13 protein-coding genes are annotated in these 15,326 nt (G+C 68.7%); 7 read left to right on the top strand and 6 right to left on the bottom strand.

Going from position 1 to position 15,326, the window contains the following annotated elements; genetic code table 11:
* The first annotated feature begins 14 nt into the window (after nucleotides 1–14).
* Nucleotides 15–644, top strand: a complete 630-nt coding sequence (gene rsmD / locus QI450_RS10090) for a 16S rRNA (guanine(966)-N(2))-methyltransferase RsmD (protein WP_226776192.1) — start codon at nucleotides 15–17, stop codon at nucleotides 642–644.
* Here rsmD and QI450_RS10085 read toward each other — a convergent pair.
* From QI450_RS10085 to QI450_RS10075, 3 genes are read right to left on the bottom strand one after another with little or no spacing between them, the layout of a single operon-like run.
* Nucleotides 641–1,423 (bottom strand): fused MFS/spermidine synthase, encoded by a 783-nt coding sequence (locus tag QI450_RS10085; RefSeq protein WP_226776191.1) that lies wholly within the window; start codon nucleotides 1,421–1,423, stop codon nucleotides 641–643. The two genes, rsmD and QI450_RS10085, sit on opposite strands and share 4 nt — an antisense overlap.
* Nucleotides 1,423–2,631, bottom strand: coding sequence for an aminotransferase class I/II-fold pyridoxal phosphate-dependent enzyme (locus QI450_RS10080; protein WP_226776190.1), 1,209 nt, complete (start codon nucleotides 2,629–2,631; stop codon nucleotides 1,423–1,425). The genes QI450_RS10085 and QI450_RS10080 overlap by 1 nt, the downstream gene beginning before the upstream one ends.
* Nucleotides 2,631–3,485 carry an SDR family NAD(P)-dependent oxidoreductase gene (locus QI450_RS10075; protein WP_226776189.1) on the bottom strand — a complete coding sequence of 285 codons (855 nt, stop codon included), beginning with the start codon at nucleotides 3,483–3,485 and terminating at the stop codon, nucleotides 2,631–2,633. The genes QI450_RS10080 and QI450_RS10075 overlap by 1 nt, the downstream gene beginning before the upstream one ends.
* A gap of 48 nt (nucleotides 3,486–3,533) precedes the next feature.
* On the opposite strand from QI450_RS10075, the gene coaD reads away from it, so the two are divergent.
* From coaD to mutM, 5 genes are all read left to right on the top strand, one after another.
* On the top strand, nucleotides 3,534–4,034 hold the full coding sequence (gene coaD / locus QI450_RS10070; protein WP_226776188.1) for a pantetheine-phosphate adenylyltransferase: 501 nt from the start codon (nucleotides 3,534–3,536) through the stop codon (nucleotides 4,032–4,034).
* Nucleotides 4,035–4,207: 173 nt separating this feature from the next.
* Nucleotides 4,208–4,732 carry a YceD family protein gene (locus QI450_RS10065; RefSeq protein WP_226776187.1) on the top strand — a complete coding sequence of 175 codons (525 nt, stop codon included), beginning with the start codon at nucleotides 4,208–4,210 and terminating at the stop codon, nucleotides 4,730–4,732.
* Between the two features lie 36 nt (nucleotides 4,733–4,768).
* Nucleotides 4,769–4,972 carry a 50S ribosomal protein L32 gene (gene rpmF / locus QI450_RS10060; RefSeq protein ID WP_009356569.1) on the top strand — a complete coding sequence of 68 codons (204 nt, stop codon included), beginning with the start codon at nucleotides 4,769–4,771 and terminating at the stop codon, nucleotides 4,970–4,972.
* Nucleotides 4,973–4,993: 21 nt separating this feature from the next.
* Nucleotides 4,994–5,749 (top strand): ribonuclease III, encoded by a 756-nt coding sequence (gene rnc, locus QI450_RS10055; protein WP_226776186.1) that lies wholly within the window; start codon nucleotides 4,994–4,996, stop codon nucleotides 5,747–5,749.
* 9 nt (nucleotides 5,750–5,758) lie between these two features.
* The gene (mutM, locus tag QI450_RS10050; RefSeq protein ID WP_226776185.1) at nucleotides 5,759–6,730 is read left to right on the top strand and encodes a bifunctional DNA-formamidopyrimidine glycosylase/DNA-(apurinic or apyrimidinic site) lyase; all 972 of its coding nucleotides are present in this window, start codon (nucleotides 5,759–5,761) and stop codon (nucleotides 6,728–6,730) included.
* Between the two features lie 56 nt (nucleotides 6,731–6,786).
* On the opposite strand, the gene QI450_RS10045 is transcribed toward mutM, so the two are convergent.
* The 3 genes from QI450_RS10045 to QI450_RS10035 are packed head-to-tail and all read right to left on the bottom strand — an operon-like array spanning nucleotide 6,787 to nucleotide 11,497.
* A complete protein-coding gene (locus tag QI450_RS10045; protein ID WP_226776239.1) occupies nucleotides 6,787–7,758 on the bottom strand; it encodes an NAD-dependent epimerase/dehydratase family protein in 972 nt (323 codons plus the stop codon).
* Nucleotides 7,755–10,481 (bottom strand): alpha/beta fold hydrolase, encoded by a 2,727-nt coding sequence (locus tag QI450_RS10040; RefSeq protein WP_282468000.1) that lies wholly within the window; start codon nucleotides 10,479–10,481, stop codon nucleotides 7,755–7,757. The genes QI450_RS10045 and QI450_RS10040 overlap by 4 nt, the downstream gene beginning before the upstream one ends.
* On the bottom strand, nucleotides 10,475–11,497 hold the full coding sequence (locus QI450_RS10035; RefSeq protein WP_226776181.1) for a 3-oxoacyl-ACP synthase III: 1,023 nt from the start codon (nucleotides 11,495–11,497) through the stop codon (nucleotides 10,475–10,477). Before QI450_RS10035 ends, QI450_RS10040 begins: the two co-directional genes overlap by 7 nt.
* A gap of 234 nt (nucleotides 11,498–11,731) precedes the next feature.
* Between QI450_RS10035 and smc the strand changes: the two genes are divergently transcribed.
* Nucleotides 11,732–15,325: a chromosome segregation protein SMC gene (smc, locus tag QI450_RS10030; RefSeq protein ID WP_226776180.1), complete on the top strand. Its 3,594-nt coding sequence runs from the start codon at nucleotides 11,732–11,734 to the stop codon at nucleotides 15,323–15,325.
* The last annotated feature ends 1 nt before the right edge of the window (nucleotide 15,326 follow it).

The raw sequence follows: 15,326 nt of genomic DNA, 5'->3' as shown, positions 1-15,326 counted from the left end.
CCGGCGGCACGGGCATGAGCCGCATCATCGCCGGCGCCGCCGGTGGAAGCACCTTGGTCAGTGTCCCGGGATCGTTGACCCGGCCCACCACCGACCGGGTCAAGGAAGCGCTCTTCTCGCGGCTGGACGCCTTCGAGGTGATAGCGGACGCCCGCGTGCTGGACCTCTACGCGGGATCCGGTTCCCTCGGTGTGGAAAGTGCCAGCCGGGGCGCGCACAGTGTGGACCTGGTGGAATTTGACGGCAAGGCCAGCGCGGTCTGCCAGCGCAACGCCGACCTCGTTAATACCGTTGTGGGGCGCAAAGTGGTTTCCGTGCACCGCTCGAAAGTCGATTCGTTCCTTGAACGGACCCAGGAGGGTGCCCGCTGGGACCTCGTCTTCCTGGATCCGCCCTACCCGCTGGACGAGCCGGGGCTGGCCGCGGTGCTCGCGCAGCTGGTCCCGCAGCTGGCCGAAGGTGCCGTCGTCGTGGTGGAGCGTTCATCGCGGACCCCCGAGCCGTCCTGGCCGGCGGGGATGGAACGCTTTGCGGAACGCAAGTACGGGGAGACGAAGCTCTGGTTCGCCGAACCGGGCGTGGAAGAAGTCCCGGCGGACGCATCGGGGGCAGAACCAGCGGAAGGAGCGGAGCGTGGCGGCTAGTCCGACATTGCGTCCAGCGCGATCCCGGACAATACCTTCGCCGGGTGCGGCCCGCGTGCGGTAAGCGCTGCAGTCCACACCTCCGGCCACGGGCCCTGGGTGCCGGCCAGGATGATGTTGCCGGGATAGCGGCCGCTGAACATGCCGGTCTCAGCGCAAGCGGCGACGTCGGTCATGGCCCGGCGCAGCGCGGCCACCTGGCTGCGGACCAGGGTGAGCCCGGGTTCGTCGCCCACATTAACTACCAGGACGCCGCGGGCAGTGAGCTTCGCCGCGGCCTCCCGGTAAAACTCGGTGCAGGCGAGGTGTTCGGGTGCCTCGGGCCCGGAGAAAATGTCCAGGATCACAACGTCGAAGCTCAGTTCCGGCGGCAGTTCGGCCAGGGCCGCCCTGGCGTCGCCGATCAGCGGGTGCAGCTCCGTGCCGTCCGGCAGCGGGAGCTGCTGCAGCACAAAGTCCAACAGCTCCCGCTCCAGCTCCACCGCGTACTGCACCGAGCCCGGCCGGGTGGCCTGGATGTAGCGGGCAAGCGTCAGCGCCCCGGCCCCAAGATGGAGCGCTGTGATGGGTTCGCCCCACGGTGCCGCGAAGTCCACCACGTGGCCGATCCGGCGCAGGTACTCGTAGAAAATGTCCGCGGGCTCGGCCAGGTTGACGTGCGACTGTTCCGCCCCGCCGATGCTGAGCACAAAGCCGCCGTCGGTAAAGGCATCGGGTTCGATCGTGGCGTGTTGGCCGGTGGTCCGCAGGAAGCGGGTGGCCGCGGGAGTGTCCCGCATCAGAGCCGGTCGCGGAGGGTCGCAAGCCGTTCGGCGGCTTCCTGCAGGACGCTAATCCTCTTGCAAAACGCGAAGCGCAGCAGGCTCCGGGTGCGTTCGGCGCCGTCCGGGTGGCAAAAGACCGCGACCGGAATGGCTGCGACACCCACCAGGGACGGCAGGCGTCGGGCCAGCTCCACGGCGTCGGAGATGCCGAGCGGAGCCGTGTCCACGTTGACGAAGTACGTTCCCTGCGGTGTCAGCACGTCGAAGCCCGCGGCCCGCAGACCGTCACTGAGGACGTCCCGTTTGAGCTGGAGGGTATCGGCGATTCCGGTGAAGAACTCATCCGGCAGGCCCAGTCCGGCCGCAATGGCGCTCTGGAACGGCGTACCGGAGCTGTAGCTCAGGAACTGCTTGACCGTGCGGGCGGCGGCGACCAGATGCTCTGGTCCGCTGAGCCAACCGATCTTCCAGCCGGTAAAAGAAAAGGTTTTCCCGGCGGAAGAAATGGTCAGCGTCCGTTCCGCGGCGCCCGGCAGCGTGGCCACCGGGATGTGCCGGGCACCAAAGGTGAGGTGCTCGTACACCTCGTCGGTGATGATCACGGCGTTGTGCCTGGTGGCGAGCTCGACGACGCGTTCGAGCACCTCGAGCGGGAACACCGCCCCGGTGGGATTGTGCGGGTTGTTCACCAGCACCACCTTGGTGCGGCTGCTGAACGCTGCCTCGAGCGCGTCCAGGTCCGGCATAAAGTCAGGGGCCAGCAGCGGTGCGGTGACGTGCCGGGCACCGGAGAGGCCAATAATCGCACCGTAGGAGTCGTAGAACGGCTCGAAGGTGAGGACCTCGTCGCCCGGCCCCACAAGCGCCAACAGCGAGGCTGCGATAGCCTCGGTGGCGCCGGTAGTGACAATAATTTCGGTTTGCGGATCCGGGGCCAGCCCGTAGAAGCGTTCCTGGTGCAGGGAAATCGCCTCCCGCAGCTCCAGGATGCCCTTCCCGGGGGCGTACTGGTTGGCGCCGGCAGCGATGGCGGCCTGCGCGGCAGCCTTGATTTCCACCGGGCCGTCTTCGTCCGGGAAACCCTGGCCGAGGTTGATGGCACCCGTCTGCAGGGCGAGGGTGGTCATTTCCTCGAAGATGGTGACGCCGAGGCTGCCGTCGGGGGAGAGCAGGTTCGCTCCTGCCGCGGTCCGCTGCCAGGGGGACGGTTGGGGGAAGTTCATCAGCTGCCCGTCTTCCGGCCGCGCCCGGTGAACTTGTCCATCGTGGCGTAGATCCCGAACACCTTCCCGCCCACGAAGTCCCAGGCCCGCACCGGCAGTATGCCGCGCAGCACCTTGCCCAATTGCGCAGCCGCCGGGGCGATCAGTTGCGGCCGGCCGGCGGCAGTGGCCCGCCAGGCGCGGTCAACGGCGTCGTCCGGGGTCATCAGCGGCGTCAGCAGCGGTCCGCGGGCGCCCTCGAACATCCCGGTGGAAATGTAGCTGGGGCAGAACGTCGTGACTGCGAGGTGGCCGAAGCCTTGCTGTTCGAGCTCCAGCCGGAGCGAATCGCTCCAGCCGATGACAGCCCACTTGGACGCGGCGTACACGCTCATCCGCGGATTGGAGACGGTGCCGGCGGCCGAGGCGATGTTGAGGATCCGGCGGGGCCGGCCGGCGTCGGCCATCATGGCCGGCAGGAACGCGTGGGTGACGTACATCGGTGCCAGCGCGTTGATATCCATGGTCAGTGCGATGTCCAGCTCCGGGCTGTGGTCCCAGAAGAGCGCGCCGCGAACGATTCCGGCGTTATTGACCAGCAGGGTCAGCGGGCCTTCCTCCCGGCACGCCTCGGCGGCGTCGGCAATCGCTGCGCGGTCGGCGAGATCCACCTCCCGGACGACGGCGCGCGCTCCGAGGGCGGCTACCTCGGCGGCGGTCTTGGCGAGGCCGTCGGCGTCGACGTCCCAGAGAATTACGACGGCGGCGCCCTCGCGGGCCGCCCGCAGGGCGTACAGGCGGCCCATGCCCATGGCGGCCCCGGTCACGAGAACCGCGCCGCCGGAGACGGTAAAGGGAATGCTTGATGCTGACATTCAGCCATGCTATCCCGGCCGGTGCCGGCAATACGGTAGGTTCGGAGCATGAGACGCGCCGTATGCCCTGGCTCCTTTGATCCGATCCACAACGGCCACCTGGAAGTCATCGCCAGGGCCGCCGGTCTCTTTGACGAGGTTATTGTGGGCGTCTCCACAAACTACGCCAAGAAATACCGCTTCACCCTCGAGGAACGCCTTGATATGGCCAGGGAAACCCTGGCGTCCCTGCGCGGCATAGTTGTGGAACCGGTAGGGGAGGGACTGCTCGCGGAGTACTGCCGCCAGCGGGGGGTGTCCGCCATCGTCAAGGGCCTGCGTTCCTCCTCCGACTTCGACTACGAACTGCCGATGGCGACGATGAACCGCCAACTCACCGGCGTCGAGACGGTCTTCCTTCCCGCCGAAAGCCACTACCTGCACTTGTCTTCGACGCTGATCAAGGAAGTGTTTTCCCTGGGCGGCAATGTGTCCGAGTTTGTGCCCCGCTCCGTGCTGAAACGGCTGCGCGGCGGCGATCCGGTCCAGGACCAGCCGCGCAGAGGGTAAGCTTGATCGGTACTCGGCGGCCTGCTGCCGGTTGCGCGGCCGAAACCTAAGCGGCCTGCGGTGTGAACCGCGGGTGTGCCCCCGGTTTGAGTCCGCCCGGAAGATCAGGCTAAGATAGTACGTCGGTCATATGTTCAACAGGAGTTCTCATTAAACGAGATGCTAGTTCGCCCTTGGCGTTCGACGTCAAGGACCTCGGACGCAGTCCGGGAAGCATGCGGACGCTGAAGGAACATGTACCCGCACCAGAAGATCTTGGTGTGGCGCTCATTGGTGTGCAGCAAGGCTCGGATGTTGAGCTGGATCTGCGGCTGGAGGCCGTACACGAAGGAATTTTGGTATCAGGAACCGCGCACGTAGAAGTTACTGGCGAATGCGGCCGATGCCTGGATCCCCTTGCGTATGACCAAGAGGTCGATGTGCAAGAACTTTTCTTCTACGAGGACGCAGAGTTCTCGGATGAAGAAGACGAAGAAGAGCAACGTCGAGTCGAGCACGATCTGATCGATCTTGAACCGGTGTTGCGGGACGCAGTTGTTACCATACTGCCGTTCCAGCCGGTGTGCCGGGAAGACTGCCAGGGCCTTTGCTCCGAATGCGGAGTTCGCCTGGAAGACGAGCCGGGGCATCACCACGAGGTGGTAGATCCTCGCTGGGCTGCCCTAGCTGACTTGGCTAAGCCTGACCGGCAAAACTGATTTGTAAGTGTTGGACTAGAGAGAAATGAGTTAGCCGTGGCTGTCCCGAAGCGGAAAATGTCTCGCTCGAATACCCGCGCCCGCCGCTCCCAGTGGAAGGCAACCGCCCCCCACCTGGTGAAGACTGTCGAGAACGGCCAGGTTACATACAGCCTGCCGCACCAGGCAAAGGTCGTTACCGACTCGGCTGGCACCGCGCTGTTCCTTGAATACAAGGGCCGCAAGGTCGCAGACGTCTAATCCGCCAACTGGCTGACTAAGATGTCTTCAACTGAAGAGCTTCTGAAGCGTCTCGGTGTCTCTATTGACGCCGGGACGCTTCGTCTTGCGCTCACACACCGTTCCTACGCCTACGAAAACGGCGGTATCCCCACCAACGAACGTCTCGAGTTCCTGGGCGACTCCATTTTGGGGTTCTCGGTCACCGACGCGTTGTACCGTGACAACCCCACACTGCCCGAAGGGGACCTGGCCAAGCGCCGGTCCGCCGTCGTGAGCACCCGTGCCCTCGCGGGCATCGGCCGCAGCATCGGGCTCGGGGAGTTCATCTACCTGGGGCAGGGCGAAAAGCTCACCGAGGGTAAAAACAAAGCGTCCATCCTCGCGGACACCATGGAAGCGCTGATCGGCGCCACCTATATCTCCAATGACATTGAAACCGCACGCCAGCTGGTCATGCGGCTGATCGGGCCGTTGCTGAAGGACGCCGCTGCGCTCGGCGCGGGGACCGACTGGAAAACGAACATCCAGGAGCTGGCGGCCGCCCGCCAGCTCGGGACGATCAACTATGCAGTGGAGGGTTCCGGGCCGGACCACGCCCGCACGTTCGAGGCCATCCTGCGGATCGGCGGCAACGACTACGGCAACGGCTCCGGAAACTCCAAAAAAGAGGCGGAACAGGAAGCTGCAGCGGACGCCTGGCGCAGGCTCTCCGCACCGCCGGCGGCGGAACCGGCAGCGGTGCCCGTCGAACCCGCGCCCGAGGGGCAGCAACTGCAGTCCCAGCCCGGCGCCTAGGCACGCACCGTGCCTGAACTGCCCGAAGTTGAAGTGGTCCGCCGCGGACTGGTCGACTGGGTCCGGGGCCGGACCATCACCGCCGTCGAGGTGGTGGACCCCCGCTCCATCCGCCGGCACACGCTCGGTCCGGAGGACTTCGCCGGCAACCTCGAAGGCGCCCGCGTCCTGGACGTCGTCCGGCGCGGCAAGTTCCTCTGGCTGCCGCTGGCGGACACGCCCGGGGCCCCGCCCGACGTCGGCCGGTCCGAGAGCGGCAGGCCCACTGTAGCGCTGATGGCGCATCTGGGGATGTCCGGGCAACTGTTGATGCAGGAATCCTCCAGTGCCGACGAGAAGCACCTGAAAGTGCGGCTGCAGCTCAGCCCGGCCGACGGTATGCCCGACCAGCTCCGCTTTGTGGACCAGCGGATCTTCGGCGGCCTGTTCCTCACCTCGCTGATCCCCACGGCCGACGGCGGTCCCGGCGGCCTGGCCGAAACGCCGCTGCCGCTGATTGCTGCGGAAGCCGCCCACATCGCGCGGGACCCGCTGGACCCGGAGTTCTCCTTCGAGGAGTTCTACCGGCGTCTGCGGGCCCGGAAGACAGGCCTCAAACGTGCACTGCTTGATCAGGGGCTGGTCTCCGGGATCGGCAATATCTACGCGGACGAGTCTCTTTGGCGGGCGAAGCTGCACTATGCCCGGCCCACCGACACCCTGCGCCGGGCCGACGCCCTGCGGGTCCTGGACGCCGCGCGCGAGGTCATGACGGATGCCCTGGCCGCCGGCGGGACAAGTTTTGATTCGCTCTACGTCAACGTCAACGGGGCCTCCGGGTACTTCGACCGCGCGCTCAACGCCTACGGCCGCGAAGGCCAGGAGTGCAAGCGCTGCGCCGCCGTCGGCCTGGTGAGCCTGATGAAGCGCGAACAGTTTATGAACCGTTCCTCCTACACCTGCCCCGTCTGCCAACCGCGGCCACGGAACGGCCGCTGGTAACTGAGCCCGCTGGTAACTGAGCCCGCTGACGGGCGGGCACCGGGACACCGCGCGGTCTAGTGCCGGCCGTAGTGCCGGGCCAGCCGCGCCAGGCCCTCGTCCAGCGTGACGGCCGGGGTCCAGTCGAGGAGTTTGCGGGTCTCGCGCTGGTCAAACCAGTGGGCAGTGGAGAGCTGCTCGGCAAGGAACCTTGTCATGGGAGGTTCCGCGGTCCGGCCGGCCCGGGTCCAGAGCTTTTCCACCAGCGATCCGGCCGCCCGCGCGAGGCCGCCCGGGACCTTCCACGACGGAGCCGGGACGCCGCCCGCGGCGCAAATGCCCGCCAGCAGCTCACCGACCGGCCGGGGTTCCCCGTTGCTGATGACCAGCGCCCGGCCGTGAATGTGCTCCATCCGATGCAGCGCGGCGACGATCGCCGACGCTGCGTTATCGATGTACGTGGTGTCGATCAGGGCCGCCCCGGAGTCGAGCAGCGGCAGCCGGCCGCGGCCGGCGCGGTCCAGGACCCGTTCCACCAGTTGTGTATCCCCGGGACCCCAGACGATGTGCGGGCGCACCGCCGCGACCCTGAATTCCGCTGAGTCCGCGGCCAGTGCCAGCAGCTCGGCCGCGGCCTTCGTGCGGGAGTAGTCGCCGTGCGCGCGGGCCGGGTCGGCCGGATCGGCGCCCAGCCCGGCGATGGCAGCGCCGGAATTTGCCACGGAAGGGGAGGAGACGAACACCACTGACCGGACCCCGGCCTCGCGGGCCGCACCGAGCAAGCTGCCGGTGGCCGCGACATTCACCGCGTCGAACTCTGCGGCCCGTCCGGTGAAGGAGACCTTCGCGGCCAAGTGGATGACGCCCTCGGCGCCGGCGACGGCGCAGCGGACGGCGCTCGGGTCCGTGATGGAGCCGGTCAGGTCGGCCGCGCCGGCGATGCCCGAGGGGCGGCGCTGGAAGGTGGTGACGTCGTGGCCCTGGCGCACCAGCTGCCGGGCCACTTCCCCGCCGAGCAGGCCGCTCGCGCCGGTCACGAGCACCCTCACGGTGTGCCTGCCCGGCCGCCGGCCAGGACTGCGGACGCCCACCGGGCCAGGCGGGTGCGGTCGATCTTGGCATTGTGGCGGATGTCCGTTGGCTGGGCCCGGACCACCAGCACGGCAGCGACGTTCACACCGTCTGCCCGGGCGGCCGCCCGGACCCGCGCTGCCAGTTCCGGTGCGGCGGGGCCGGAGCGGCGCGCGGGCGGGACGGTCTCGACGACGGCCACAACTGCCTGCGTTCCCGCCGGGCCCACTCCGACGAGGGCGGCGGGCCCGACGCCGTCCAGCCGTTCAAGGGACTGCTCGGTGCCCACGGGGGTGAGAACGGCATCCGGGCCCGTCACAACGTGTGCGAGGCGTCCTTCCACCCAGAGCCGGCCCGCGGCGTCGAAGTGCCCCACATCGCCGGTGCGGTGCCACCCGGCGGTGCGGGCACTCTCGCGCTGGGTCAGCCAGAGCCTGTCGTAGCTCGCTTTTACGTGCGGGGCGCTGACCAGGATCTCGCCGGTGACTCCCGGTTCCGTGACCGGGTTGTCTCCGGGGGCGGTGCCGTCGGCGGCGAGCGGGATCAGGGCCACCCGGGCGCCATAAACCGGCTGTCCCACACACACGCCGTTGCCGGCGCCGGTCATGGTTCCGGCAGCCGCGTCCGACCCGGCGTCGCGGATCTGTTCGAAGCTGATGTCCGTGACGGGCAGCGCTTCGGTCATTCCGTACGGGGTATGCAGCGAGGCGTGCGGCAGCAGCCGCTGCACGCCGGCCAGGAGGGCTTCGGCAACGGGGGCGCCGGCGGAGAGCAGCAGCTCCACACGCTCCAGCGCACGGTGCCCCGCGGTGCCCAGGCCGTTCCGGGTGGCGAGGACATTGCGAAGCGCCGCCGGGGAAGCGAAGACCACTGTGGCGTCGATGGCCGCCGCGGCGTGTGCCAGTGCCTGGGCGGTCAGCGTGCCCGGAGCCGTGACGTCCATGGCGGGCGTTACGGAGACGGCTCCCAAGGCTGGTCCCAACAGTGCGAACGGCGCAAAACCCGCCACCAACCGCGCGCCCGGGCGGATCTCCAGCGTCCTGGCCACGGTGTCCCGCATCGCGGCCAGGCGCCGGTGCGTGTAAAGCACGCCCTTGGCGGGGCCGGTGGAGCCCGAGGTGAAGAGCACCGCCGCTGGCGCGTCCGCATCCGGTGCCTGCGGTGCTGGCATCCCGGACAGTGCATTGCCCCGGCGGGTGAGCGCAGGGAGGGAGGTTTCCACGGCGAGGAGCCGGCGGCGGGCAGCCGGCAGGTCACGCACGCTGATCCGCCGTCCAGGCCAGCCGAGCACGGCGGCGGCGGCAAGGGCCTTCTCGATTCCGATCAGGAAATCCGGGGTAGCGCCCTTGACGGCGCGGCTCAGGCCGCGGGTGCCGAGGCCCGCGTCGGCCACCACCACCACGGCGCCCAGCCTCAGGCAGGCGTACAGCACCACCGTCAGGTCCACGCCCGGCGGAACCATCAGGCTGACCCGGCTGCCGGCCCGGACGCCGGTGTCCGCCAGTCCTGCGGCGGTGGCTGCAACATGCTGTTCCAGGTCCCGCCAGTTTAATGCCCGTGCCACGGTGCCGTCCGCGGCCATCTCCGCGACGGCGGTCCCGGCGCCGTCGGGTCCCGCCGCGAGGTCCGTGAGCGGCGCCCACAGGGCCGGGGCCGGGATGCCGTGGGCCGGCGTCGGGGCAGGCTGCGCAGCGCCAGCCTGCGCCGTTCCAGCCCCGATCGTTCCAGCCCCGATCGGGCCAGCCGCCTCGGCGTCTGCCGGATCGCTGTTGGCGCAGTGCCCGGCGAGCCACTCGAAGATGGGCGTGGCGATGTCCCGGTCCTCGGCCACCAGGTGGCCGGCGCCCTCGAAGCGGTGGACTTTTGCGTGCGGCAGCCGGCCCAGCAGGTCCTTGAGGTACCGGTCGGAGAAGATCGGGTCCCGGGGTCCCCAGAGCATCAGTGCCGGCACGCTCAGCCCGCGCAGGCCCTCGGCAACCCGGTTGAGTGCGGGAAAGCTGGGATGGGACGCATCGACGGGAATGTCCGCGACGAAGTTTCCCACGCCGTCGCGGCGGCCGGCGCCCCGATAGGGGGCCAGGTAGGTGCTGCGGACGTCCGCGGCCAGCGGCGGGTGCGCCAGGGAGTGCGTCACCCGCAGGAAGGCGTCCGACGTTGTGGTTCCCCAGCGGTGCACGGCCGGGTGCAGGGCAAGCCGCAGCGCCGGCGGGATGGGCGAGTCCGCGGGCTGGTGCACGGCGGTGTTCGTCAGGACAACGCCGGCCAGCTGCTGCGGATGGGCCAGGGCCCAGCCGAGGCTGATCACACCACCCCAGTCGTGGCCGACGGTGACCACCGGACCGTCCAGGCCGAGCGCGGCGGTGAGGTCGCCGAGATCACTGATCCGGTCCGCCAGCCGCCGGAACGTGCCGGTGCGCTCGGAGAAGCCCATGTCCAGCTGATCCACCGCGACCACCCGCCAGGGGTGCGCGGGGTCAGATCCGGCGGCCAGCAGGGTCCGCCACAGGTAGGACCAGGTGGGGTTGCCGTGCACACACAGCACGGTCCCGGCCGGTGTCAGCCCGCGGCGGGAGAGCTGCGCGCCGTTGTCGAGCAGGTGCCAGCGGCGCACCGTTCCGGGCGGATCAGCAGCTGAGCCGGACGCCACCTCGATTTCGCGCGACCATTCCGGGTCGACGCCGGGCCAGCCGCCGGCTACCAAACGATTTCCACCATCGCGGTGTTGAGGCCCGAACCGACGCCCATGCACAGCACACGGTCACCGGATCCAAGGTTCTGCGCCTCGGCGGCCAGGGTCATCGGGAGGGAAGCCGGTCCCACGTTGCCCCAGTGCGGGAACGTGATGGGCACCTTATCCGGATCCAGGTCGATGGCGTCGATGATGGCCTGGGTGTAGGCGGTGCTCACCTGGTGCGTGACATAACGGTCCATCGAGCCCCAGTCCCATTCCGGCTGCGCCTCATGCCAGGCGTCGACTACCAGCTGCAGGCCGCCGTCGAGCAGGCCCTTTGTATCCGTTGTCATACCGTCGATGCCGCCCACACACAGCTCGTGGTGCTCTGTTCCGGCGCGCATCACGCCGCCAAGGATCCGGTGCGCCCCGGGGTGCTCGTCCGCCGGGCCCAGGACTGCCGCAGCGGCGCCGGAACCGAGGGTCAGGGTGGCAAACTCGCGGTTGAAGTCCGCGCGGGTGGTCTCCGGCCGCTGCAGCCGGGCCAGGGTGGCCTCCTGCGTAGCCTGGGCGTCCTCTCCGTTGACAATCACCGCGTACTTGATCTGGCCGGAGTCGATCATGTTGGCCGCCAGTGTCATGCCGTTGACAAAGCCGAGGCAGGCGTTGGCAAGGTCGAAGTTCATCGCGGACGACGGCAGGCCGAGCCCATGGTGGATTTTCACCGCGACCGACGGTTCGAGGTTCCGCCGCGTCACGGAGGTATTGATCAGCAGGCCCACCTCGGTTGCTTCGATGCCGGACTCGGCCAAGGCCTTTGCGCCCGCCTCGATGGCGGCGTCGTCGAACGATGTCCCGGGGGCCCACCACCGCCGGTGGGTGACGCCGGCAACGCGTTCCAGCAGCTTTGGCGGGAATTTCAACCGGCGCAGTGTGGCGGACAGTTTGTGGTCGAAATCCGTGGAACTGATGATCCTCGGAGCTTCGACGCTGGTCACCGAAAGCAAGGCGGTGTTGCGGTGCCGGAATGTTGCATTCCCTATCAATTCAAGCCTCTGTTCGTGTGTGTCCTGCGCTCAGGCGGGTGAGTGCACCTTCAAGCGCAAGCCCAAGAGCTTAACTACGTCCGGTGTCAATCCATTCCTGCATCTGCAGATTGAGAGGCATCTGCGCCGTGGTTGCGGGCCGCTGCACGGAAATGTCACGGCCCCGCAGTAGATTGTAGGTATCCGCGGCTGTCCCCACCATCCGCGTCCGCCGAGCAGGAGACCCGAAACACCTTGCACCTGAAAAGCCTGACCGTCCGGGGATTCAAGTCTTTCGCTTCGGCGACGACTTTCGAATTCGAGCCAGGCGTCACTGCCGTGGTTGGCCCCAACGGCTCAGGCAAGTCCAATGTGGTGGACGCCCTGGCCTGGGTGATGGGCGAGCAAGGCGCCAAGACCCTCCGCGGCGGCAAGATGGAAGACGTGATCTTCGCGGGGACGTCCGGGCGCCCGCCGTTGGGCCGCGCCCACGTCTCGCTCACCATTGACAACAGCGACGGCGCCCTGCCGATTGAATACAGCGAAGTCACGATTTCGCGCACGCTCTTCCGCGCCGGCGGCTCCGAGTACGCCATCAACGGCGCCGGCTGCCGGCTCCTGGACATCCAGGAGCTGCTCTCCGACTCCGGACTGGGCCGCGAAATGCATGTGATCGTGGGCCAGGGGCAGCTGGACAAGGTGCTGCACGCCACCCCGGAGGACCGGCGAGGTTTCATCGAAGAGGCTGCCGGTATCCTCAAACACCGGCGCCGCAAGGAAAAAACGGTCCGCAAGCTCGAAGCGATGCAGGCCAACCTGGCCCGGCTGAGCGACCTCACCGGCGAGATCCGGCGCCAGCTCACGCCGTTGGGAAAACAAGCCGAGGTGGCGCGGCGCGCCCAGACCGTCCAGTTTGAGGTCCGGGACGCGCGCTCCCGGCTGCTCGCCGACGACCTCGTCCAGCTGCAGTCGGCCCTGGCCCGGGATATCGCGGACGAAAGCGCACTGAAGGCCCGTCGGGGCGTCATCGAACAGGAACTCGAGCTCGGCAGGCAGCGGCAGGCCGGCCTCGAACAGCGCGCAGCCGAAGCCACACCCGCGCTCAACGCCGCCCGGGACACCTGGTATCAGCTCTCCGCCGGGCGCGAACGGCTGCGCTCGCTGGGTTCACTCGCCGAGGAACGGCGCCGGCTGCTCGGCGATTCCGACACAGTGCCTGACACCGGGCGGGACCCGGATCAGCTCGACCGCCAGGCCGCCCGCGTCCGCGCCGAACAAACCGGGTTGGAGCACCAGATCGTGGAGCGCCGCAGCACCCTGGACGCCGCCACCGCCGCCAAAATCGGCGCGGAAAGTGCCGCCTCCGTCGAGGACAAACGGCTCGCAGCCTTGCTCCGGGCCGCCGCTGACCGCCGAGAGGGCCTGGCCAAGCTGGCCGGGCAGGTCGGCGCGGCCCGCTCCCGGGTCGAGTCCGCCCAGGCCGAACTCGGCCGGCTCCGCGACTCCCTCACGGCAGGGGAGGAACGCCGCCGGCATGCCCACAGCGAATTCGCCGCCCTGGAATCCCAGGTAGCCGGCGTGGAGGACGGGGAGGAGCGCCTCGACGCCGAGTACGAGGATGCCAGCACAGTGCTGGACAACATCACGGCGGAGATTAACGCCTTGACGTCGGCCGAACGCGACGGCGAACGGGAACGCGGTGCCCTGCTGGCCCGTCGAGAGGCCCTCCAGCTCGGATTGAACCGCAAAGACGGCTCGGCCCACGTCCTCGGTTCGGGAGCCTCCGGGGTGATCGGCTCGCTGGTGTCCATGATCACTGTGGAAGCAGGCTTCGAGACCGCCATCGCGGCCGCGCTGGGCGCCGCGTCCGACGCCGTTGTGGTGCAGGACAGCGTTGCTGCGGCCACCGCCGTCCAGCTGTTGAAGGACGACGACGCTGGCCGGGCCACCCTGCTGCTGGTTGGGGAACGCACCGCCCGCAACGAATCCGACGGGAAGCTGCCCGCGGGTGCCCGGTGGGCGTCCCGGATGGTATCGGCCTCCGGCGCCGCGGACGCCGCCACCGGCCTGCCCCTGACGGAGCTGCTGGCGGGCATCGCCGTCGTCGAGTCCCTGGCGGATGCAGCGCAGTTGATTGCAGGCCGCCCTGAACTGACCGCGGTGACCCTTGCCGGGGACGTCCTCACCGCGCTGACCGTCAGCGGCGGCTCCGCAACGGCACCGTCGCTGATTGAGGTGCAGGCCGCCGTCGACGACGCCGCCGCTCGCCTCGAGAGCGTCACCGCCGAGCTGGAGCGCCAACGGTTCGCCCTCGCCGCCGCGCAGGCCCGGCGGGCAGCGGCGCAGGACCGCGCCGATGCCGCCCTGGAAAAACTCCACGATTCGGACGCCCGGCTGGCGGCAGTCGCCGAACGGCTGGGACACCTGAACTCCGTGCTGCGCAGCGCCGTCGGCGAAAGCGAACGCCTCGCCGCCGCACTCGCAAAGGCAGAGCCCAACATCGAAAGCGAACAACTCGCGCTGGAAGCCGTAGCCGCCCGCCTCGCCGCCGCCCAGGAGGCGCCGGCCGAGGAGGAACCCTCTCCGGCGCACAGGGACGCCCTGGCCCTGGCAGCGTCGCTGGCCCGCAGCACCGAAATGGAGGCCCGGCTTGCCCTGCGCAGCGCAGAGGAACAACTCACGGCCACCGGCAACCGGGCAACGGCGCTCGAACGCGCAGCCGCCACCGAGCGCCGCGCCCGCGAAGAGGCAGCCGAACGGGCACGCCGCCGGCGGATCCAGGCCAAACGCGCCGCCGCCGTCCGCGCCGCGGTCACCCAGGTGATGGGCTTCATCGACGTGTCCGTGGAACTTGCCCGGCAGGAGCAGGACGCCGCGGAGGAACGCAAGGAACAGCTCGACGGCGAACTCGCGGCCGTGCGCACCGGCAACGATGCCCTCGCCCGCGAACTGGCCGACCTGACGGACTCCGTGCACCGCGACGAGCTGGCACGCACCCAGCAGCGCCTCCGGATTGAAGCCCTTGAGCTCAGAAGCGTTGAGGAACTCGGACTCACCGCCGAGCAGCTGGTCGCGGACTTCGGCCCCGGGCAGCCCGTTCCCGCGCCCGCCGGGGAATCGGCGGACAAATGGGCTGCCCTGCGCGCCCCGGTGGACGAGGACGGCCGTGAGATCGTGGCCGGCAAGCCCTACGTCCGCGCGGAGCAGGAGAAACGGCTCAAGCGCGCGGAGCGGGACCTCTCCGCGCTGGGCCGGGTCAATCCGCTCGCACTGGAGGAATTCGCCGCACTGGAGGAACGCCACCAGTTCCTCAGCACCCAGCTCGAAGACCTTAAGTCCAGCCGGAAGGACCTGCTGGACATCATCAAGGAAGTCGACGAGCGCGTCCAGAAAGTCTTTGCCGAAGCCTTCGAGGACACCTCGGCGCAGTTCATCCGGATCTTCGCTCGGTTGTTCCCCGGCGGCGAGGGCCGGCTGGTCCTTACCGACCCCTCGGACATGCTCACCACCGGCATCGAGGTCGAGGCGCGTCCGGCCGGCAAAAAGATCAAACGGCTCTCGCTGCTTTCCGGCGGCGAACGTTCGCTGACCGCGGTGGCCCTGCTCGTCGCGATCTTCAAAGCCCGGCCCTCGCCGTTCTACGTGATGGACGAGGTGGAGGCAGCCCTGGACGACACCAACCTGGGCCGGCTGATCACGGTCTTCGAGGAGCTGCGCGAATCCAGCCAGCTCATCATCATCACGCACCAGAAACGCACCATGGAAGTTGCCGACGCCCTGTACGGCGTCACCATGCGAGGCGACGGAGTCTCCACAGTGATCAGCCAGCGGCTCGGCGCCGAGGTCTGAG

Origin of the sequence: Arthrobacter sp. EM1, assembly GCF_029964055.1 — a bacterium.
GTDB lineage: Bacteria > Actinomycetota > Actinomycetes > Actinomycetales > Micrococcaceae > Arthrobacter.
This window is presented reverse-complemented; position numbering and strand designations above follow the sequence as displayed.

What these genes read in the sequence shown, in the direction of transcription:
- QI450_RS10085 (WP_226776191.1), bottom strand. Translation starts at nt 1,423, where the DNA reads ATGCGGGACACTCCCGCGGCCACCCGCTTCCTGCGGACCACCGGCCAA.
- coaD (WP_226776188.1), top strand. Translation starts at nt 3,534, where the DNA reads ATGAGACGCGCCGTATGCCCTGGCTCCTTTGATCCGATCCACAACGGC.
- rsmD (WP_226776192.1), top strand. Translation starts at nt 15, where the DNA reads ATGAGCCGCATCATCGCCGGCGCCGCCGGTGGAAGCACCTTGGTCAGT.
- rnc (WP_226776186.1), top strand. Translation starts at nt 4,994, where the DNA reads ATGTCTTCAACTGAAGAGCTTCTGAAGCGTCTCGGTGTCTCTATTGAC.
- QI450_RS10080 (WP_226776190.1), bottom strand. Translation starts at nt 2,631, where the DNA reads ATGAACTTCCCCCAACCGTCCCCCTGGCAGCGGACCGCGGCAGGAGCG.
- QI450_RS10075 (WP_226776189.1), bottom strand. Translation starts at nt 3,485, where the DNA reads ATGTCAGCATCAAGCATTCCCTTTACCGTCTCCGGCGGCGCGGTTCTC.